We start from the raw sequence: 21660 nt of genomic DNA, 5'->3' as shown, positions 1-21660 counted from the left end.
GATTAGCCCCCGGTGTCTTCGTCGTTGGCAGACCGTCCCTGTCGGCTCTGCTTCGGGTCGCTTGTCTGCGCCGTCAGGGCGGCGCATCCTCAGTCACCCCACGCTCAACTCTAATCTTGCCTGTGGAGGGATAGACTCGGTCGCCCGACGAAACGAGAGCGATTCGCTCTCCCAGTGGGATGAACACTCGCTGTAGTGGTTCTATAGTACCAATTGAACTGATGTACACACTGATCGCACTGCCGCCATGCGATCAGGTGTGCATTGATTTCCAATGGCTACTATACTGAAAGTTCAACTCTATGTTTGTGAGCGTCGCGTGTTCAGTCACATCGACGGTTGCCGAGGGGACGTGTTGCATACAGAATAGTTACTAAACGACTTGTCAGATAGTGCTAATATCACGGTGCGCCTCGTGGCCACCGTATTTGCGTATTCTGTCAAACTGCGTGGCGCAATGAGCCGCACTGCGTGGAGAATTCAATTTGAGCGAGTGTGCTCAACTAAGACGATCCTGCTGCTCAGTCAGATACCTGTTTGAAACTCTGAATAGCGACTACGGTCTTGTTTTGCGACGGGATATCCCGGACACTGTACTCGTGTGGGTGCTGCTGTTCGTGTGGATATTCGGCCGGTTGTGGGACGTCATACGTTTTGCTGCCTCGGAAATCGCTCAGGAACTCTCGGGTGAGCATCGGTTCCACGAACGCCAACTGTGACCCCTTTGTGTCACCGATAAACCCTTGAATGAGTGTGTTGCTGAAGCTAGTAGGATCACCTCGGTCGTCGGGGCCACTTGGGAGTTCAGGCGCATCGTTGGGAGCTACGTGTTCACCCATGTCTGTGATATACCGCTCGTCAGCGACGGGCGGAGGTGATCGCGCATACCCTTCTGGAAGTTGAGCGAAGTCGAAATTTGTCTCGATTCCGTCCGCTGTTTTGATATCGTACGGCGGAAGCTGAGGCCCCTCGACGTTATCCACTGTTGCAGGGTCACGCGTATGAAAGTGGATATCGAAGTGTGGCTTCTCCCACGCTCCTTTGCCACCGAAATGGCCGTCCGGATTCCAGTTGAGTCCCAAGAAGGTAAACGGCGTGCCAGCCGCATCTGGGAACGGCACAAAGAACTGGAGTGACTGTTTGAAATGGATCGTTGCCGCCTGTCCACTAAACCGATACTTATCAGTCTCCACAGGATCGTTTACCTCACTTATCTCTGTCTCGCTTGGAAGCCCCTTGAGTGCCGTGTGGTCGAACTCGACTCCGTGATACCTCGGCTCTCCTGACGGTGTTTCACTCGTGAATGTTCGCACCTCCCCGTTTCCGAGGGTGACTTTCCGTCCATACTCAGTGATGCCACTCGGCGGAAAGCCCGCTGAGCGATTGTTGCTATCTCCAGAACCCTTCTCGTCGGACTGCACCTGTCTGGCAACTGGTGTGGCCAGACCGACTCCCCCCAATATCGCACTTCCAACAAGGGTTGACTGAAGTAGCGTCCGCCGATTTAGCGTGAACGTCGACTGTGCTGCCGACTGACCCTCCTCTTTTCCTTTCGGGCCGGACTCTTCCACCATACTGGTTAGATATAGTTCTATTTACACTTTAAGCTGTGCGCGAATAGAACAGTCGTGTTTAGTTAAACGTATTCGGGCAGATCACGCATGATGTCCAGTAACGACACGGACAGCCGAACAACGGAAGGGGACTCAGAGCTTCTTCACGACAGAGAAGGCTGCAAAGAGGGTGAATAATCCGCCAAGTCCAATAGCGATGATCGGTGCGTTCGACGTTTTGTTTTTCAAAAACGCATCTCCTGGCTCGTCTGGAGACACGTATGCAGTTGTCTGTGTCCCCTGTTCGTAAGAGTCGATCGCTGATTCGGCTGCTGACCGTCTCTCATAGTTCCGCTCAATATTCGCTGGGTATAGTTTTGTCCCGGTGTATGTAGTTCCATTATAGGTGTATTCAAATTCGACGTTCGGTTCGTACTTTACGCCCGGATTTGACGATGTTCCGCTATCCGTTTCGATACCGAGTTCCGTAATGTTCGCGTCCACTTCAACCGAGTTTCGAACTGCTTCAGTCTGCTGAACGTAATCGAATCCCCCGTAGCTAGCGATAGCGATACCGACAACGAGGTACAGTACTGCGCCACCCAGAGTATCTGGACCAGTAACACGAAGCCCTGAATCGTTGGCCATGCTACCAGTCTCCTCCGGAAAATTTGATGGCTAACGGCAGCCAAGTGTCTGTGAGAAGCTCAAGTAATTGGGGACTGAACTGTTTATTCAGATGAATGTGACGGGGCGAGCAGGTCATAGCCACAGTTCGGGCGCTATGTCGTGGGAGTGTGCGATGGTACTCCTGGAGGGCGGAATACACAAGATATCATCATAGGGGCTGGCCACTAAAACCTATATATAGCCACTATCGCAGTGAGATATTCGCTGTGTTCACAGCATTCGAACAGTCGCTATAGTAACAATTGAAACGATGTACACACTGATCGCACTGCCGTCGTGCGAGCAGGTGTGCATTGATTTTCAATGGCTACTATAGGTTGCTCAAAAATCACGGTACTGTTGATTATCGCGTAGTACAGCAGCAACAGGTGACCGGTCTAGTGTTTCAGTCAGTGTTCGTAGTTCGGGGACTCGCTGCGAGAGTTCTGCAGGCGTGTGGCTGTCCGATCCGAGGACGAACTGGATTCCATACTCGGTAAACAGATCTAGCATCGCTGGGTCGGGATGTACCCGGCCGAGCGAGCGATGGACGCGACCGGCGTTTACCTCAGGGACTGTCTCGGAGTCAGCAAGCGCTCGTGCGACCCGGTCGTAATCCGCTCGAATTGTGTGCCGTCGCAACGTTGGAATGCGCTCTGGGAGGTCGAGGTGCCCGACTACGTCGAAGAGTTCAGATTCGATGAGCGCAACGACCGCATCGTAGTACCGCTCGACGGCCCTCCGGCGTTGCGTTGCGGACGCAGTAACGTACTGTGTCCCACTGGTGTAGTCGTACTGGTCGGCGAAGTGGACGCTCCCGATAGTGTATGCGAAGTCGGCGGTGTCGAGAAACGACGCAATACGCGACTCGGTGCCTTCGACGTAGCTTACTTCGGCAGCATCGTACAGTTGGAGGGCAGTCGTGTCTCTGGCAGCACGAATGTCCTCCCGGCGTTGTTGATACGTTTCGACGAGGTCGTATCTCGCACGTCGCCCGAAGTCGTCTTCAGTGACGATACAGTGATCAGTCAGCCCGAGTGCAGACAAGCCAGCCTGTTCGGCCGCGGTAATCATTGCGTCGAGATCCGACCCATCCGAGTACGTGGTGTGCGTGTGGATATCGGTCCGCATCAGATCTCGCTCTCGCCACTCACGTCATAGAGTCGTTGCCCGTCCAGTTTCGGAACGACGTCACGGCTGTCGAACGCGAGTGTGTACTCGTAGAGGTCCGTACGCTTGATCTGTGGTTTCTCCTCGTACTTCGGCCCCTTCGCGAACTGAACGACTTCCCGATAGATATCGCGTTGCTCCGGTGTCAGTGGCTTCCCGTGCAGTTGCCGAGCAATATACAGCGCGCCAACGAGGTCCTCAGGCGAGGGTTTCCCTCTCGAGCCGGCGGCAACGAAATAGGTCTCGCGGTCGCTGTCTGCGAGATAGTCGGCGACCGCTTTCCCGTTAGTCAACCCACCAACGTAGATATCGACGTCGTCACCGCCTGCTAAGCGGATATCCGTGACCGCGTTCCCACCGTTGGTCGAGGTCATCGCAGTCGGCCGACCGGCGACGTCAATATCCTGAACGAAGCTCGGTGAATTGAAGAAGTCGTATCCTTCCTCGCCCCGATAGTCCGGGCCGGAACTCCCGCCGATTTTCGCGTCTGGATGTTCAGCCTTGAATGCTGGTTCGTTCCCCCGTTCCTCGGTAATGTAGATGTACTCCGCGCCATTCGCAAACAGTTCCGGGACCGTCGTCGAGAACTGCGCGACGTCGACGACGACATAGTTCCCTGGATCGGGGTCGTCCGGAATCTTTGCTCGGCCGAGAATAATCGTCTCCAGCAGTTTCGATTCGAGCGAGTTCCCCGTAATCAGGCTCATATCACTCACTCAGTCCGTCATGTCAAAAAGACCGCTAAGAGCCCTATGGAGCAGTTACACCCGATATGTATCCCTCAATATACTGTAGACAGTGCCAGACTGTCAAAGGGTACACTGGAGTCCCTTTTGATACGCTAGTAAGAGAATGAGAACGCGGTAAGGCAACAGTCAACGGCGCGGAGGACATCACAGAAGAAGCGCGAGTCCGGTAACGACGAGCAGAGAACCGGCGAAGAACCCGACATCGACGGGTCGAATCTGCATGTCCGCAAGCCGAAGCTCCGTACTCGCCTCGTCGGCTAGTGAGTGCGAGAATCCCCGGGCTTCCATGGCCTCGACGGTGACGCGACTTCGCTTTGCCACGTTGAAGATCATCGGATAGAACGCACGCACCGATAGCTTCAGCAGGTAGACGTAGTGCCGCCAGCGGAATCGCCCGGGTGAGTCGGGAGCCGTACTCCGTAACCGGAACGAGTTCACCAGATCGTGGTACTCCTCAAACAACACTGGGAGCATCCGGTAGCCGTACGTGATGAGGAACGTGAACTGTCGTGGAATCCCGAGACTTCTGAGACCCTGAGAGAGGGTCTTCGGACCCATGCTCGAGAACACCGCCAAACTCGACACGGAGATGATCGTTAACTTCAGCGTGTACGGAACTAACGCTCGAATTGCCGCAACGGGATCACCCGTGAAGACAGTCACGACAGCGTACGATCCTAACGTCGTTGCCACGGTAAACGCCATCAGTCCGACGAGGAACAGGCTGACCCGTGAAAGTACTGCGAGCACCGACACGAACGCTAGCAGTCCGAGAAGGATGGTCGTGTCGTAGAACAGCCACGGGACGAACAGGAAGACGACGTACCAGAGTAACAGGACTCTGGGGTCCAAGCGGTGGAGGAACGAACCCTCGTTCTCGTAGGCCGTCCGAAGCAAGTCAGCCTTGATCGCCTCGACAGACGTGGCATCACGAAGCGCATCGAGTGTCGTCATCACTGCTCCTCCACGGTCGGTTTCGATGTCTCGTCCGGCGGACTTGCCGTGTTCAGTCGGTCCGTGAACGCCTCGACCGTGAGCGGTGCGGGACTGAGGCCGAGTTCTGTCCCCAGGCGGACCACTTGCGGTGGGTGAAGGTTCGCTCGTTCGAGAGCGGCAAGGTCAGCAAACACGTCACTCGGCGGGCCGTCAGCGATGATGTCACCGTCGTCGAGCACGACGACACGAGTCGCCCACGATGCCGCGAGCTCGAGGTCGTGTGTCGCAATCACGACCGTCTCGACACGGTCGCCCGCCCGGTCGATGGTTCGACCGACCTCCTCGCGACTCGCGAGGTCGAGACTGCCGGTTGGTTCGTCGAGCAGGATAATCGACGGGTTCGTCGCAAGCCCGATAGCCAGTGACGCCCGGCGCTGTTGGCCGACGCTGAGCAGGCGGCCGTCCCGGGACTGCAGATCTTCCAAGTCGAGGAATTCGATCACCTCGTCGACTCGCTGCTCGACGTTCGGGTAGCCCCTATCATCGAGGTAGTGAGCGACATCAGCCCGGACAGTATCGTCGATAAACATCTCTTCGGGGTTCTGCTTGACGTAGACGACCTCCTCGGCCAGTTGCTCCGGGAGCACATCTCCAGTGTCTGTTCCGCCGACGGTGACCGTCCCTTCGTCGGGCGTCTCCAAGCCAGTCACCAGTTGCATGAGCGTGGATTTCCCAGCGCCGTTGCTGCCGACGAGGACGACCCGCTCGTCTGGGTAGACCTCCAGTGAGAGGGTATCGAGAACGTCTTTTGTCCCGCTTCGGAGTGTATCGTACGACTGCGAGACGTTATTGAAGGAGATGACAGGCTTCCCTTTCCGGTTCACCTCCGGTGGTCCGTCAGTTCGAGCCACAGTGGTGTCGCCGTAATCGGTGAATAGATCGAGGCCGTCCGCGAGCGTCACCGGGAGCGGGCGAGCATCATCGAGGACGCGCTCGGCGATCCGCGTGACCTGTGGGGGATGGACATCCTGTCCTCTGAGGTCTTCCAGCTGATTGAGGGCCGTCTCGACCGGTAATTTCCAACGGACAATACCGTCCTCGACGAGGACGACGCTATCGCAGTATTCGGCGATGAACTCTGTCTGATGTTCGATAGTGACCACGGTTTTCCCGTGGGTTTCGTTGAGCGTGGCGAGACGGTCGTAGGTCTCCCGAGCGTTGACTGGGTCCAGTTGTGCCGCCGGTTCGTCGACGACTAGGATGTCTGGGTCTAGCGATAACGCTGCCGCCAGCGCAACCAAGTGTTTTTGTCCGCCGGAGAGTTCCCAGACGAAGCGGTCTCCCAGTCCGCTCAAATCGAGCAGATCTAGTGTCCGGTGGACTCGTTCGCGGTAGTCCTCGTGTCCATAGTTCATCGGGGCGAAAGCGACTTCCTCGAATACAGTCGGACTGACGAGCTGGTTATCGAACTCCTGGAACACGTAGCCGACGTGCTGTGAGAGCTCTGCAACAGAGCTCTCGGAGACATCGTGTCCAGCGACGGTAACTTGCCCTCGCATATCACCCTCGTAAAAATGCGGGATGATTCCGTTAAACGACTTACACAGCGTCGTCTTGCCGGAACCGTTCCCACCGATGATGGCGACGAACTCGCCGGGCTCTATCGTCAGCTCCGCCCCGGTCAACACAGCTTCGTCAGCACCGGGATACCGGAACTGCAGTTCGTCAACGGCAATTTGAGAGTCGTGTGTCGCTGTCATCATCTTACGCCGTTTGCGTTGCGCGGTACCAGACGATGGTGGCGACGATAGCGGAGACGACGATCGGAACTGCGATGTAACTCTGGCCGAACGTCGCGAGGAATTCCGGCTCCCAGACTACGTTGACCGCCCCACCGACTTCGCTGGCAGCTTCGGCAACGAAGGCGAGCGGGAAGGCGATAAGCACCGCCAACAGCGCCTTCGGCGAAAAGCCACGCCACATCGACCCGCCGCGTTCACCCTCAAACGGTTCCATACCGAGCAGCGGTTCGACTTTACCGTGGAGTTTGGGGTAGAGATACAGTGCGGGGATTACGCCGAAAAGAGTCCCCGTGATTAGCATCTGTGTGAGGAAGTCGACCCCTTCGAGCACGATAATGCTCTCGGGGAGGCCGGGTACGGCTTCCAATTCTTCAACCCCGACATACACCTTCCCAATATCGATGAACGTAGCGAAGAACTCTTCGAGTGCCTCAGCCAGAAACACGACAATTGCCAACTGTGTGGTGTTTTCCGGGTCCTGAAGCAGCTTCGCGGCGAAATAATAGCAGACCGGGATGAGGAGCAATCCCTCCATGGCACCCAGTCCATCGAACTCACCGAGCAGTATTTCTCCGAATACGATTTCGCCAACAGGAACGGCTACTGCAGCCCAGTAGGTCCTGAAAAGTAGCACCAGCACGATCGGGATAAAGATGAAGCCACCAACCCCCAGTTCTAGCGGTCCGACCGTGAACTCGGGCATGATTTCTGTGAACGCGTTCTGCAACCCGGTAAGGGACATAACGAGTATGAACACCATCATGTCCTGTTTACCAAACGATAACCAACTCTCCGTATCAGCCGAGAGTGTGCTCATGCTACACTGGAACGCATACTGATGACGTGTTTGAACATTTATAATATGTATACTGACTACTATGAACCGTCCACCGTGACTCGTAATACTATATACGGCCCTGTTTAGATGTCTCCAATAACGTGGGGTGGTGTCTGTGTCGACTGAACAGGACCGGTCTGTGGGAGTCTCTGGTCGATTTCGTTTTTCCGATAGCTACCGGCTCGGCCGACCTGCACCGCGTCGAAACAAGGCCCGTCGATAGCAAGTACTGTTGGTTACTACGACAGGGTAGTTCTGGAACGGTCAGTACCTGAAGGAGACAGTTGCTGAAGGCCATCCGTGGCGGGACCCGGTCAGCAGTCCTGGAGTCGGCCACCCACCCGGACAGTGATGCCCTCTTCGCGAGCGTAGTCTGCGACGGTCTCGAACGGGAGACCGAACGAGTCGATGGTTGCCTCGTGTGGAATCGGCCAGTCATCGCTGTAGACGACGTAGGAGTTGGTGGCAAGTCTGTACTCTCGACCGGCTTCGAGACTCTGGCCGTTGACAGCCACACCGATTAGCCGTCCAGCCTCGGAATCGTACTCGACGGTCATCCCGCTGACGTCGCCGTGCCAGAGCCGTCCGTCCTCGCGGTGGGGACGGAAGGCCGCCTGCAAGAGGGTTCGTAGTTGTTCACCGGAGACGCCGAGGACTTCTACCGTACCGCCGAAGGGGTGTACGCTGGCCACCTCGCCAGCAGTGACCTCGCCGGACAGGGGTCGCCCCGTTCGAAGGCCGCCATTGTGGACGAAGCTGACGTCAGTATCGGCCGCCCAGCGATAGGCGTCAGCCACGAGGTTGCCAACGCGGCTCTCGCCGCGGGTTCGCTCGTCGAGGCCTCGATGGATCGGATCGTCGACAGTGGCAACAGTCTCCAGCAGACCGACATCGGCCAGCCGTTCGCGGGTCATGTCGGCCACGGACTCGTCGATAGGTCCCTCGGATGTCGAATGACGGGTGGCAATCGGCGAGCGGTCCCCGTCGAAGAGTTCGACTTCCCAGACCACCTGCCCGTTCGCTCCGGGGCGGACAACCAGTGTTCCGTCGACAGCCTCGTGGCGCTCCCTGTGGACGTGGCCGCCGAGGACCGCGTCGACGCCCTGAACGGCCGCAACGTCGGTCTCTACGTCGTCTCGCAAGTGTGCGAGGACGACGAAATGATCGACACTGTTGCCGAGTTCGCTGACCGCTTTCCGCACGCTCTCGACAGGATTGGTCACGTTCAGCTCTGACGCGCCGGAAGCAATCCGGGGAGTCGCGGGATCGACTACGCCGACGAATCCGACTCGCCGGCCATCTCGATGCAAGACTGTCGTCCCGTCTAATCCAGCGAAGGGAGCGCCACGGGCGCCCTCACTCTCGCCTTCGTAAACGTTCGCGACGACCCACTCCTGTGGACTCTTCGAGACCACGTCCAGAATGGGAGCAGTCCCGAAGTCGAAATCGTGGTTCCCTACCGTCTCGACGTCGGTACTCACTGCCCGGAAAAACGGCATCGCTTGATGCCCCTCGTAGTAATGGGCGAGGACACCCGGTGCAGTGTTGTCGCCGGTGCCAGCGACTACAGTATCCTCCCCGCGGATTGACTGGATCGTTCCGGCAAGCCGACCCATCCGCACGGGGTCGTCGCAAGCGTTCTCAATGTCTGAGTAGTGGAGCAACCGGATCGACATCTTTCGGAGCCGATTCCAGCGGGGCATAGAAGTGGATACCGTTTGTGGCTTCTTGGCAGGTGGCCGATAGCAGAAGCTGTCGATTCTGGGAGGTCGTGCGTTCGTTCAGCGGTGTACGCCAGATTCAGAGCCACCAATTTGCGGAATGCCGGCAGCAGGACGAGCAGAGATCCACTATCCAGATGAGTGTCCCCGTTGAAATTGTCGTCCCGCTAAGTGCCAACAGAACTGACAGCTTCGCCGCGATAGTTAGAATGGATCTGGGAGGTATTCGCGCGGAATGGAGTTTCGCACAGTAACGAGTGGGTCGACGACTTGGCTGATTTCGAGGCCACCAACGAGGCTCGAAAAGAGGTAGGCGTCGGTCAGCGTGTACTCGTGTTCGGCAGCGAGCAATCCGATGAGGTCCTCGTTTGCCGTCTTGACCGCATCTTCCATCGTTTCGGCACTTGCAATCGTCTTCCACGCGTCACCGGTGTCGACGAGTGGGCGCTCAAGGTCGACAGCGGCATCCGAGATTACTGAGACGGTGACGTCGATCTCGGTTCCGATTTCGGCACCAGTGCCACACATTTCGCCGTCTGCCATCGCGGCCTTCGAGTCACCCATCGCTAACATCGCACCGTCCTGGAACACCGGAAAGTAGGCCGTCGTCCCAGTGGTCATATCCGTGGTATCGAGATTTCCGCCGTGGTCGTGTGGCGTCAGGGTCGACATCGATTCCTCGGACGTTGCCACGCCAATGGTCCCGATGACGGGGTCAACTGGTACCTCCATATCCTTGAACGAGAGTGACTCCCCGCCGTCGGTTATCTCCGTCACGCGCGTCGCTGGGTGTTCGATGTCCTCGTGATCTTGAAGGAGTCCAAACCCCGGTGCCGTAATTACGCGACCCAGATCCTCGGTGACTCGGACGTCTTCGATCTCAACCTTGAGGACATCGCCGGGTGTGGCTCCCTCGACAGCAACCGGCCCTGTAGCCGCATTCACTTCTTCAGGGATCGCATCCATCAGATCAGCGTCTGACTGAACGGCTTTGTTCAGGCTATCGATGGTTTCAAACGTGATCGGCTCGCCGTCGGAAGCCGTATACAGCGGTTCCATATTCGGGGAGAACTCGTAGACGTGGCCGTCTTCGTATGATATGACAGTCCGTGTCATCGTATGGTTTCGTTGAAAACTGTCACTTATAAATCTATTTGAGTATAATCCGCTTTGTCTCGTTTTTTCCGCACTTCAGACGGTCTGGCTCCAGTCCCACGAGAATCTAACGGGCCGTCTCATTCCGATTCGTCGACCAGCGTTTTGAGTTCCACCAGCCGCGGCAGTTCTGTGACGCCGCTAAGTACGACCAGGACAGACAACGTGTCCCGGTCTGGCGTCGGCATATCGCCGCTCCGCACCTCCGGTGACTGGAGTTCCTCCGTGAGCCATCGCCGCCCGTCGGTAACGGCATCCCGGATCAACCACGCGGGCGGTCCGGCAAACACGGCAAGGGCTCTATCAACCGAATCCAGCTCGCACTGGGCCGTCAGTTTGCCGCGTACAGCGCGGCGAAGTGTCGTCTCGACGGCGTTGTATGCCTCGATTTCGTCGACGTTGTCCGAGTTGTCGCCGAGAAAACGGTTCTTGAGCTGGTCTATGACTGTCCCGTCACTGCCGCCATCGTCCGCTTGCAGGTCCTGACTGGCGTAGCCAAGCGTAGTGAAACCCGAGTCCGAGAGGGTGTTGATTATTTCGCTGGCGTCGACGACGCTCTGGCCGACTGCGTCGGATGCCGTCGCCTCACCCGCTGCGAATAGGGCACCCAGCCGTGTCACGACAGTCTCGTTCAGCGTCTCGGCGGCCGTCTCGACCGTCTGTCCGCTTCCGAGCCACGCTTCGTTGTCGAACAGTATCTGCCCGTCGACGGTCGCTTCCAGCGCTCGAAGTGCTTGGATGGTGTTGGTGGCTGCTTCGTCGTCTCTGCCGGCAGGCAACACCGACAGGCAGTAGACCGGGATCGTGTAAATCTCTCTGAGTGCGTCGGCAATGTGGGCCGTAGCGCCACTGCCCGTCCCGCCCGCAAGTCCGGCCACGAGGACGAGAGCGTCGATATCGCTCGTTACCAGTTGGTCTATCGGCCGGCGCACTTCGAGCCGTTCGTCTTCGATGGCGGCAGTACCGTTCGTCCGGTCCCCGTTCGTTCCGGCCCCGTTTGTTTCGGAGAGTCCGAAGGCATGCCGCCGGTCGTCCGGAAGTGCGTCGAGTTCGTCGAGCGCTTCGGTGTCCGTATCGACGGCACAGGCCGCGCCGAGATACGTCGTCTCGCGGCGTTCGTTGTCCTGCCACAGCCGCTCGACGATCCGTCCCCCGGCACCACCGATTCCGACTGCCGCGACTCGCATACGTCGTGTTTAGTGTCGGCTGACATTAATAGTCCGACTCGGTGCGAGGCAACCACTGGGACTTCGTAGTATGATGAGTTACAGCGGAAGCGACAGGGGAACTTCAGGAGCGCCTCTCGGGGCTGGTGTTCGGGAGCGATACTGTCATCGGTCGGTGGACCAGAGGCCTTTCGTACGGCAAGCGCTGAGAGGGGCCGTGTCACAGGACCTCGCCAACGAACCATCCGATTCCCTGTCCGTCACCATCTCCGGCGGGTCGATGGGCGGCCTGTTTACCGGCATCGCTCTCGACAATGCAGGCCACGACGTGACGGTCGCCGAGCAATCGGCCGGCGACCTCCGAAGTCGCGGCGGCGGCATCGTCGCCCAGCAGTCGATCCGACAGTTCCTCTCACGCCACGACATCGTCGACCCGGCGACCATCACCACCCGAGCCAGTGAGCGGCGGTTTCTGACTGCTGACGGCGATGTACGGACGTCGACATCGGATTCGATGGTGTTCACCTCGTGGGACGCGGTCTACCGTCAATTGCGGGCGGCGTTCCCGGACGACCGGTACCACACCGGCCGGACTGTCACCGGTCTCAGGGCCACAGACGGCGCAGTTCGGTTCGCCGATGGGGACCGGACGGCGGCCGATCTGGTTGTCGCTGCCGACGGCGGGCAGTCGACGGCCCGTGCGCAACTGTTTCCCGAGACCGAACCGGAGTTTGCCGACTACGTCGCGTGGCGTGGTGTCGTCCCGGAGACTGACGTTTCGGACGCAGTCATCGACGCGTTCGACGGCCGTTTCACGTTTTATCAAGGGGAGCGGACGCTCATCCTCGCGTACTGTATCCCCGGCGGCGACGGAAGCACGGCTCCCGGTGACCGCCGTCTCAACTGGGTCTGGTACGACACACTCCGCGGGCGCGAGCGTGATATTATTTTCACTGACACGACAGGAGCGAGCCAGCAGTTCAGCGTGTCGCCGGGGCACCTCCAAAACCCGGTCGAAACGCGCCAGCGTGAGCGGGCGACCGAGATACTGCCGCCCGTGTTTGCCGACCTCGTGGCAACAACAGCAGCCCCCTTCGTGCAGGCGATTTACGACCTCAAGACCCCCCAGATGACAGTCGATAGGGTCTGTCTGCTCGGTGATGCGGCGTTCGTCGCCCGTCCACACACTGCCGCTGGTACTGCGAAGGCGGCCAGCGACGCCGTTGAACTAAAAGCCGCTCTCGACCGCCACAGTTCGCTCGGAGATGCGCTGGCGTCATGGGACGACGCCCGGACCGACTACGGAGAGCGTCTCGTTGCGCAAGGCAAGCGAATGGGCGACGAACGGTTATCCCTCGGGAGTTGATGGACTACCGTTCTGCGTGTCTCGGGTCTGGGTGCAGTACTGGCTCTTCGATTGCGGGCTGTCTTCTCGCGTCGTAAGAACGGACGGTATGTTACTTGTCTACGGCTCCGGTAATCAGCGTATGACACTCGTTGTGCCGTTCGACGGCTCCGAACTGGCCGAGGCAGCACTCGTTCGGGCGACGGAGTTCGGCACTGTCTTCGAAGAGGACGTGTTGGCCGTCAGTGTCATTCGAAAGGGGAATGCCGAGTACGCCCGGGAACACGGCTGGATCGGGCCGAACGAAGAATTCGATCTGGAGACAGTCGTCACCTCGCTGCACGAGCAGATGACGGATCTGTGTCCGAGTTCGGATTTCCGACATACAGTCGTGGATCGGTACGCGCCGGCCGGGTCGGTGGCGAAAGCCATCCGCAAGATGGCCAAGAGAGAAGACGCATCAATGGTATTCATCGGGAGCGAAAACGCCGGCCATCTCGTCACGAGCATCAGCAGTGTCGGCGGGTCGATCGCCTCGGACGACGCCTACGACGTCGTCATCGTCCGCCATCGGAACCCGTCCAAGATCGCTCAACTCAGGAACACGTCTCCGCACAGACAATCGAAATCTGATTTTTATCTCCCGGAGTAGGTACCGATAGTCTTCGACAAGTCAATACTGTTGGCTGTAACTATTTTAAGATATTCGCCACCCCGGGTGGCGAAATTCTTTACAGACTTACAGCCGACAGTAAAGTATTGAAAACAGAAGCCCGTCCTTGGACCCTTTTTCGCCGAATATCTTCGTGCCCCGTCTCACCAATTGGGAACCTGTGGTATTGTTCATTTAGCAATAGCCGTGGGTACCCGACATGCAGATACGCGCTGTCCAACGGAGTGATGTCCGGTGAAGCTGTCACGGCGCGACTTCCTGACCGCAGCGGGCGCTGGGACGGTCGGCGCGCTCGCCGAAGGAGCATGGGGCGCGACACAGTCCACGGAACCCATAACGAGCGTGGACAACCCGCTCAAGTCCTATCCGAACCGGGACTGGGAGCAGGTGTACCACGATATCTACGCGTACGACGAGGTGGACTGGACGGTGTGTCACCCCAACTGCACCCAGTCGTGTGCGCTGAACTTCTACATGAAAAACGGGGTCCCGATACGGGCCGAGCAGGTGTATCACAACGAGGAGCCCTCGGTCGGCCCGTCGGGCTACGAGGACGCCGGCGTCAGTCAGCACTGGAACCCCCGTGGCTGTATGAAGGGGCTCTCCCTGCACCGCCGGACGTTCGAGCCATCGCGCATCAAGTACCCGATGGTCCGCAAGGGGTGGGACCCCGAGGACCCCAACCCCGAGGGCCGCGGCGAGGACGAGTTCGAGCGCGTCTCCTGGGACGAGGCCATCGACCTCATCGCCGAGAAGATGGCGAACTTGGAAGACAACAAGCGGTTCCACATCTTCAACGCCATCAAATGCGACGGGCTGTTCACCCGGCACGGCTCGGGCCGCCGACTGGCGTCCATCTTCGGCGGCTGTGAATGGACCGAGTACGACTGGTACGCCGACCTGCCGCCGGGCCACGTCATCACAACGGGGTATCAGACCTCCGACTCCGACGCCGTCGCCTGGCGGAAGGCCGATTACACCATCATTCAAGGGAAGAACCTCATCCACAACAAACTCGCGGACAACCACTTCTTGCAGGAGACCCGCGAACGCGGTGGGAAGATGGTCGGCGTCTACCCCGACTACTCGCCGACGGTCCAGAAGTGCGACCGGTGGCTCCCGATCCGCCCCGGGAGCGACCCGGCGTTCGCCCTTGGCATGGCCCACGTCATCATGGCCGAGGAACTGTACGACGCCGAGTTCATGCGGAAGTTCACGAGTCTTCCCCTACTCATCCGGGAGGACACGGGCAAATACCTTCGCGCACACGAGGTGTTCGAGGACGTCGAACCGCCCGCGGAGGACCTCGACGAGCAGCACGAGCACAACGACTGGGGCGACTTCGTGGTGCTGGGTGAGGACGGCCAGCCCGTAGCGATGACCCGCGAGGAGGTCGGCGAGGAGATGCCGACCACGCCGCAGCTAGACGTCGACAGCGAGGTGGCACTGACCGACGGCTCGACCGTTGCCGTCAGGAGCGACTTCGCCCGCCAGCGGGACAACATCATCGAGAACTACGATCCGGAGACGGTCGAGGAGATCACCACGATTCCGGCGGACAAGCTCGCCCAGACGGCACGCGAGTTCGCCGACGCCGAGAAGGGTCAGTGGTTCACCGGCGAAGGGATCAACCACTGGTTCCACTCCAACGACGCGCTCCAGCGGGCGGTGTTCCTCGTCCAGGCGATGCTTGGCAACATCGGCGACGCCGGCCAGGGATACTACAACTACTCCGGCCAGTACAAGATCGAACTGCTGGACGGCTACCCCCACTACGTCAACCCGGACGGCAACGCCGCCCACGGGATGTATCCGGGCTACGCCTTCGCCTTCTTCGGCGGCGAAAAACTCGATCCCCACGAGATTCGCGGCGACTTCGACCGCGAGATGGACCTCGTCCCGCAGGGCGACGCCGAGGAGCCGGTGATGCCGGAGAACGCGGGGTCGTACACGATGTCCAAGCCGTCCATCCTGTGGACGATGAACTGCAACCTCCTGAACCAGACCAAGCATCAGGAGCACGTCATTGAGAACTTCGTCAAGCACCCCGACACCGAGAACGACCTGTTCGTCGTCTCGGACATGCATATGACCTACTCCGCCCGGCACGCCGACATCGTGCTCCCCGTGCCGTCTTGGCTGGAGTGTGACTACCCCGACATCACAGTCGGGCCGGAGAACCCCTTCGTCCAGATGGACCACGGCGTGATGGACCCCATCTACGACACCAAACAAGACGGGGAAGCCGTCGCGATGGTGGCCGAGAAACTGGACGAGAAGATTCCGCCCGAGGAGCGAAACGTCGACTCCTACCGGTCGTACTTCGAGGAGTTCCTGGAGGAAGACGGCGACGTGACCAACTACATTCAGGAGACCTTCGACCGCGGGATGACGACCCAGAGCATCGACGTCGAGGACCTGGAGGACGGCCCCGAACGGCTTGACCTGAAGACCTATCCGCGGATTCCGTTCTACTCGCAGGTCCACGAGGACCGGCCGTTCTACACGAAAACCGGCCGGATGGAGTTCCACAAGGAGGAAGACCGGTTCATCGAACTCGGCCGGGACGACATCGACCACGTCGAGAGCGTCGAGGGGACTCCCTACGGCGTGAACAAGAAGTGGGACGAGGCCAAGGACGAGGAGAACCCGCTGTATCACGACGAGGGCAACCAGTTCTACTACAACACCCCACACCCGAAGTACCGGACCCACTCCTCGTGGGGGATGACCGACTGGAACCTCATCTGGGCCTCGCGTGACTTCGGCAGCGTCAGCGGCGATCCGGAGGGGACCGACCGGCTGGTCGACGACTTCTCGTTCCCCACCGGCGACGGCGAGTCCGAAGACGTCGCGCCCCTCGGTGAAGCGTTCGTCGAGATGCACCCCAGCGACGCCAAAGACATCGACGTGGAGAACGGCGACTACGTCCGCATCACCGGGAAGCGCGGCGACCTCGTCGTGCGAGCGATGGTCAGCGAGCGCCAGCGTCCGCGGTCAGCCGGCGACATGGGGCAGTTGACGCTGTGGCACGGCTGGTGGCCCCAGCACTTCCCCGACGACGAGGCCGACGAGGACGGCGTCAAGGGGTACAACACGATTACCAACATCTGGCTCGACCCGCTGCAGGAGACCGACGACCTCGTCCACAAGGCGGTGTTCGGCGACCCGAACGTCTCCGACATCGTCGACGAGGACATCGCCTGGCACGGGGCGGAACTGGAACACGGTTACGAGGAGACGGTGTGGGCCCCGACGGGGACCAACCGGGACGACCTCGTGGACGTCGAGAAGTACGAGGAGGCGGACTGGTGGCCCGGCGACGCCCGCCGGGACGACCTCGTCGAGGACTACATCGGCGGGTCACTGCAGCCCAGCGGCAGCGGCTCTGGTAGTACCGGGACATCGACCCCAGGAGGCGACGACTGATGGCACAAACGTACAACCCACAACTCGGCCGCGAGCACAGCTACCCCTACGAACACCGCGAGGAGGAGCGCGACTACCACTGGGGGATGGTCATCAACACGAACCGGTGTATCAACTGCAACACCTGCTCCTTCGCCTGCAAGTCCACCTGGACCAGCGGCGAGGGCGAGGAGTACATGTGGTGGATGAACGTCGAGACCGAGCCCTACGGCGGCTACCCGATGGGCTGGGACATGCGGTTGCTCGACGACCTGGAGGCCGATCAGACCATCTTCGACGCCGCCGACAACGGCGAAAAGGTCCGCGGCTACATCGCCGAGAAGCAGGCCTGGGAGTACCCCGCGCTGGGCGACGACCAGGTCCACGGGGAGTACCCCGAAGGCGAGGTCGTCGAGTCCGACCTGGAGAACGACGAGTACCACGACATCTGGCAGTTCTACCTCCCGCGGCTCTGTAACCACTGCAAGAACCCCGCCTGTCTGGCGGCCTGTCCGCGGAAGGCCATCTACAAGCGCGAGGAGGACGGCATCGTCCTGCTGGACCAGGAGCGCTGTCGCGGCTACCGCCGCTGCGTGAAGGCCTGTCCGTACCACAAGCCGATGTACAACCCCGAAACGGGCGTCACCGAGAAGCCCGTCGGCTGCTACCCCCGCATCGAGGAGGGGAACGTCCCGCGGTGTGTCTCCTCCTGTATCGGGAAGACGCGGCTCCACGGCAACATCAACCGCGGGCCGGACGCCGGGCCGGCGGGGGGCAAGTCCTCCGCCGCGTCGGGGCGTTCGCCGATCAACTACCTCGTCCACTCCGACGAGAAGGTGGCCCTGCCGCTGTACCCGCAGTTCGGGACCCAGCCGCAGGTGTTCTACATGCCCCCCTACCACGTCCCGCCGGAGTTCCTGACCCAGATGTTCACGCCCAACACCGAGGTCAAGGAAAACGAGTGGCCCGGCGACACCTACGAGGAGTCGGTCCGCATCGTCCAGGAGCGGGCTCGCAACCCCAGCCACGAGGTGCTGGGCATCCTCCAGCTGTTCGGCGCGACGACGCGGCTCATCGAGACCTACAACGTCAAGGAGAACCGCGTGAAGGGATGGGACCGCAACGGCGAGAAGGTCGTCGACGTGCCCATCGAGGAGCCCATGGAGGTCCGCGAGGGTGAACAGTGGACCAATCAGCCCTGAGGTGCGTACAATGAAGAACACGCCACAACACCACACGCGACGCGCCGCGCTGTACGGGTTCGCCGCGACGGCCTTCCAGTACCCCGAGGAGGCCGTCATCGCCGATCTGCAGGACGATGAGGTACAGGACGCCGTTCGACAGGCCGGCGACGCGCTCGGTCTCGACAGCGAGGTCGAGGCGCTGCTGGACGCGCTGGACGGTGTCGACCGCGACTCGCTGGAACCGGCGTACAACCGACTGTTCGGGCTGCCCGGCGACGGGGGAACCTATCCAGTCGTCCCCTACGAGGCCCACTACACCACCGGCGACGAGGTCAACGAGAGCCAGCGCCGCATCGCCACGGTCGTGGGCCTGTTAGAGGAGTTCGGCCTCGAAATCAGCGACGAGTTCGACGAGCGCCACGACCACGTCACCGTGGAACTGGAGCTACTGCAGGTGCTGGCCGCCCAGCGGGCAGTCGCCCTCGACGGCGGCGACGACGAGACGGCCGTTCGCCTCGCACGAGCGGGTGCGACGGTGCTGGACGAGCATCTCGGCGACTTCATCCCCGCGTTCGCCCATCGGGTCCGGGAGACCGTGAACGGCGGCGGCAGTTCCGACCGAGACGTGCCCGAGGCGAGCGCCGTCTACGCCGCCGCCGCGGACTTAGCGGCGGCCCTCATCGAGTTCGACGAGGCGAGCCATCCCGACCCGGTCTCGCCCGGAACGGGGGTGAGAGCCGATGGTTAAGCTTGATTACGAGGCGGCCCGCCGGGCGACGACAGCAACGGCGGTCGTCATGGCGCTTCTGGTGGCCGGACAGATGGCCGTCGCTGCGGCCGTCACCGGCGGCCAGCAACCCCTTGTCGCGACCGACGAGGTCCCACAGACCGCCGACAGCGACCGCTGGTCGGAGGCCCCGTCACGGACCGTCTCGCTGTCGAAACAGCAGATGGCCGTCCCCTACGGCGGCGGGAGCATCGACGAGATGGAGGTACAGGCGCTGACCAACGACACCCACGTCGCTTTCCGGCTGACTTGGACGGACCCGACGAAAGACACGAACATCCGGTCGCCGAAGAACTACAGCGACGCGGCGGCCGTGATGCTCCACAGCGGCGAGAAACCGCCGATCACGATGGGAGCCGGCGGCGACCCGGTCAACATCTGGTACTGGCGGTCGCAGTGGCAGTACGGGACCGACCAGAAGGCCGAATGGAGCGGGGACATGTACGCCTACCCGCACCCGGACGAAGAGACCAAACCGGGGCGTGCGGCCGGGAACCCGCTGTCACAGGGCCAGTACGAAAACTACGGCCAGAACTACTACGCGGCCGGCTACGGGTCGCTGAGCAATGCCCCACAGCAGAACGTGGACGCACAGGGGACTCGCAACGGCGACGAGTGGTCCGTCGTCTTCGTTCGAGAGCACACCGGCGAGGGCAAACACGACGCGACGTTCAGCCAGAACGAGACGATGTACCTCGCCTTTGCCGTCTGGAACGGGAGTAGCGACGAGGTCAACGGCAAGAAGTCGCTGACGATGCAGTACAGCACGCTCGACACCGAATCGGGCGAACTCACGGCACCCGAGAGCGGCGGCAGCGGGGACAGTTCGAGTTCAGGTAGCGCCGCCAGCGGCGGCGACTCCAGTAGCGGCGACGGCGGTTCGGGCGGCAGTAGCAACCCGCTGTACACGTCGCTCGGGACGCTCATCGCGGCAACGGTCGCCGGCTGGACGGTCCTCTACTGGAGGCTGGCGCGATGAGCTACGAGAACTGGAGCGCACGCGGTCGGACGCCGGGCGAGACCGAGACAGAGGTCCGCAGCGCACTCGACGCCTCACGGGTCCGAACCCGGCAGGACGCCGCCATCGCACTTGTGGATGCGGCCGAGTCCGGCCTCGACCGGGAGACGGTTGACGCGCTGGGAGAGCGCGCACTGGAAGACGACGACCCCGAAGTACGACAGTTCGCCGTCGAGGCGCTCGGAGTCGCCGGGGCCGCGCCGGCCGTCGTCCGGCAGGCGCTTGACGACCCCGAACCGTGGGTTCGGGCCGAAGCCGTCGTCGCCCTCTCGCGGACCGGCGGCGACGCCGACCAGCTAAGGGGGGCACTGGACGACGACAGCGGTTGGGTCCGACGGAACGCCGTCATCGCGATGGGCAAGCGCGGCGACGCCGACCAGCCGCTGCTGGTCGAGTGTATCAAGACCGATCCCCATCCGGCGGTCCGTGAGTACGCCGCGCAGTTCCTCGGCGGCGTCGCCGAGGACGTACCGGAGGCCGAACGCATTCTGGCCGCGATGCTGGCCCGGGAGCCAAACGCCTTCGCCCGGGCGAAAGCCGCCGAGAGCCTCGGCGAACTCGCGACCGACCGCGCGGAGCAGGCCCTCGAAGCCCACGGTGTGACCGACCAGAGCGAGGACGTCGCCCGCGCGGCCAAACAGGCGCTCGCGAGCGCTCGCGGGACCGACCCCGAGGCGCTAGATGTCGAAATCGGGCCGCCGTCGGCTCCCGGAAGCGGACCGGACACGCCTGCAGAGCAGTCCGTCGACGGGTACGACCCCGCCGGCTCCTTTGGCTCGGCCCGATCCGGGAGCGGGTCGCCGGCCCCCGGCGGCGCGCCCGGGTTCGAGCCCCGGCGCGACCTGAACACCGACCCGGAGGACAGGACCTGACGATGCCATACGAACTCGACTCGACCGGACCGGCAGCGGAACAGGGCGAAAACAAGTCAGAGAACGACGATAGCGGCGGTCTTGAGTCGTCGCTGGGCATGACCATCCCGGAGGACCACGTCGGCGCGTTCGTCGCCGAGGCGCTGGAGGACCCCGAGCGAGCGACGACCTGGGACGACGTCGTCGACACGCTGGTCGCGCCCGTCGCCCGGGACGCCTGGGCGGCGCTGAGCCCGGTCGAGCAGGCCACCGAAGTGCTCTCGAAGGCGGCCGAGTTCGACCGGCGGGCCATCGAGTACTTCGAATCTGTCCCGCTGGACGGGGACCGGAGCGAAGCGGAGACGGACATCGACGAGGGGCTGCGGTGTCGGCGCAACGCCGACACGTTCCGGGACGGCGTCGCCGCCGCCTACGGCGGCGGGCGGCTCGACGACGACGGCCTCGTCGACGCCCTGGAAGCCGCGGAGTTCGATACTGAGATCATCGCCAGGCGCGAGGACCTCATAGAGCGTATCGACAGCGTGTTCGAAATCGACTACCGCCCCTACGGCGGCACGTTGATGGACGACGACGATGGTCCCGAACCGGAAACCGAACACGGGGAGACGTGGTAA

The 21660-nt window shown here is 61.1% G+C and carries 18 protein-coding genes; 8 read left to right on the top strand and 10 right to left on the bottom strand.

Annotated features, from left to right (window positions below; genetic code table 11):
• Positions 1–521 precede the first annotated feature (521 nt).
• The 10 genes from VI340_RS18535 to VI340_RS18490 form a co-directional block, all read right to left on the bottom strand.
• Complete coding sequence (locus VI340_RS18535; RefSeq protein WP_336358928.1) at positions 522–1574, bottom strand: hypothetical protein; 1053 nt, start codon at positions 1572–1574, stop codon at positions 522–524.
• Between the two features lie 132 nt (positions 1575–1706).
• Positions 1707–2201: a DUF3592 domain-containing protein gene (locus VI340_RS18530; RefSeq protein ID WP_336330843.1), complete on the bottom strand. Its 495-nt coding sequence runs from the start codon at positions 2199–2201 to the stop codon at positions 1707–1709.
• A 363-nt stretch (positions 2202–2564) separates the two neighbouring features.
• Positions 2565–3353, bottom strand: a complete 789-nt coding sequence (locus tag VI340_RS18525; RefSeq protein WP_336358927.1) for a histidinol-phosphatase HisJ family protein — start codon at positions 3351–3353, stop codon at positions 2565–2567.
• Positions 3353–4099: a 2-phosphosulfolactate phosphatase gene (locus VI340_RS18520; protein WP_336330844.1), complete on the bottom strand. Its 747-nt coding sequence runs from the start codon at positions 4097–4099 to the stop codon at positions 3353–3355. Before VI340_RS18520 ends, VI340_RS18525 begins: the two co-directional genes overlap by 1 nt.
• A 186-nt stretch (positions 4100–4285) precedes the next feature.
• Positions 4286–5095, bottom strand: coding sequence for an energy-coupling factor transporter transmembrane component T family protein (locus tag VI340_RS18515; RefSeq protein ID WP_008308251.1), 810 nt, complete (start codon positions 5093–5095; stop codon positions 4286–4288).
• Positions 5095–6840: an ABC transporter ATP-binding protein gene (locus tag VI340_RS18510; protein WP_336358926.1), complete on the bottom strand. Its 1746-nt coding sequence runs from the start codon at positions 6838–6840 to the stop codon at positions 5095–5097. The genes VI340_RS18515 and VI340_RS18510 overlap by 1 nt, the downstream gene beginning before the upstream one ends.
• Position 6841: 1 nt before the next feature.
• Positions 6842–7696, bottom strand: coding sequence for a hypothetical protein (locus VI340_RS18505; RefSeq protein WP_049942818.1), 855 nt, complete (start codon positions 7694–7696; stop codon positions 6842–6844).
• Positions 7697–8031: 335 nt separating this feature from the next.
• Positions 8032–9393: a bifunctional metallophosphatase/5'-nucleotidase gene (locus VI340_RS18500; RefSeq protein ID WP_049942819.1), complete on the bottom strand. Its 1362-nt coding sequence runs from the start codon at positions 9391–9393 to the stop codon at positions 8032–8034.
• Between the two features lie 249 nt (positions 9394–9642).
• Positions 9643–10554: an acetamidase/formamidase family protein gene (locus VI340_RS18495; protein WP_008308257.1), complete on the bottom strand. Its 912-nt coding sequence runs from the start codon at positions 10552–10554 to the stop codon at positions 9643–9645.
• 119 nt (positions 10555–10673) lie between these two features.
• Positions 10674–11780 (bottom strand): tubulin/FtsZ family protein, encoded by a 1107-nt coding sequence (locus tag VI340_RS18490; RefSeq protein WP_336358925.1) that lies wholly within the window; start codon positions 11778–11780, stop codon positions 10674–10676.
• A gap of 196 nt (positions 11781–11976) precedes the next feature.
• Between VI340_RS18490 and VI340_RS18485 the strand changes: the two genes are divergently transcribed.
• The 8 genes from VI340_RS18485 to VI340_RS18450 all read left to right on the top strand — a co-directional run bounded on the left by VI340_RS18485 (position 11977) and on the right by VI340_RS18450 (position 21660).
• Complete coding sequence (locus tag VI340_RS18485; protein ID WP_442905129.1) at positions 11977–13125, top strand: FAD binding domain-containing protein; 1149 nt, start codon at positions 11977–11979, stop codon at positions 13123–13125.
• 121 nt (positions 13126–13246) lie between these two features.
• Positions 13247–13756 carry a universal stress protein gene (locus VI340_RS18480; RefSeq protein WP_049942820.1) on the top strand — a complete coding sequence of 170 codons (510 nt, stop codon included), beginning with the start codon at positions 13247–13249 and terminating at the stop codon, positions 13754–13756.
• Between the two features lie 255 nt (positions 13757–14011).
• Entirely contained in the window at positions 14012–17206 is a 3195-nt protein-coding gene (locus VI340_RS18475; RefSeq protein WP_336358924.1) for a molybdopterin-dependent oxidoreductase, read from the top strand.
• Positions 17206–18387, top strand: a complete 1182-nt coding sequence (locus VI340_RS18470) for a 4Fe-4S dicluster domain-containing protein (RefSeq protein ID WP_336358923.1) — start codon at positions 17206–17208, stop codon at positions 18385–18387. The genes VI340_RS18475 and VI340_RS18470 overlap by 1 nt, the downstream gene beginning before the upstream one ends.
• Positions 18388–18397: 10 nt before the next feature.
• Positions 18398–19117 carry a TorD/DmsD family molecular chaperone gene (locus VI340_RS18465; RefSeq protein WP_336358922.1) on the top strand — a complete coding sequence of 240 codons (720 nt, stop codon included), beginning with the start codon at positions 18398–18400 and terminating at the stop codon, positions 19115–19117.
• On the top strand, positions 19110–20135 hold the full coding sequence (locus VI340_RS18460; RefSeq protein WP_336358921.1) for an ethylbenzene dehydrogenase-related protein: 1026 nt from the start codon (positions 19110–19112) through the stop codon (positions 20133–20135). Before VI340_RS18465 ends, VI340_RS18460 begins: the two co-directional genes overlap by 8 nt.
• The gene (locus VI340_RS18455) at positions 20132–21046 is read left to right on the top strand and encodes a HEAT repeat domain-containing protein (RefSeq protein WP_336358920.1); all 915 of its coding nucleotides are present in this window, start codon (positions 20132–20134) and stop codon (positions 21044–21046) included. Before VI340_RS18460 ends, VI340_RS18455 begins: the two co-directional genes overlap by 4 nt.
• A gap of 2 nt (positions 21047–21048) precedes the next feature.
• Entirely contained in the window at positions 21049–21660 is a 612-nt protein-coding gene (locus tag VI340_RS18450; RefSeq protein ID WP_336358919.1) for a hypothetical protein, read from the top strand.

The organism is Haloarcula sp. CGMCC 1.6347 (assembly GCF_037078395.1).
Taxonomy (GTDB): domain Archaea; phylum Halobacteriota; class Halobacteria; order Halobacteriales; family Haloarculaceae; genus Haloarcula; species Haloarcula amylolytica.
The sequence above is the reverse complement of the archived record's forward strand: the minus strand, read 5'-3'. Positions and strand labels throughout refer to the sequence as shown.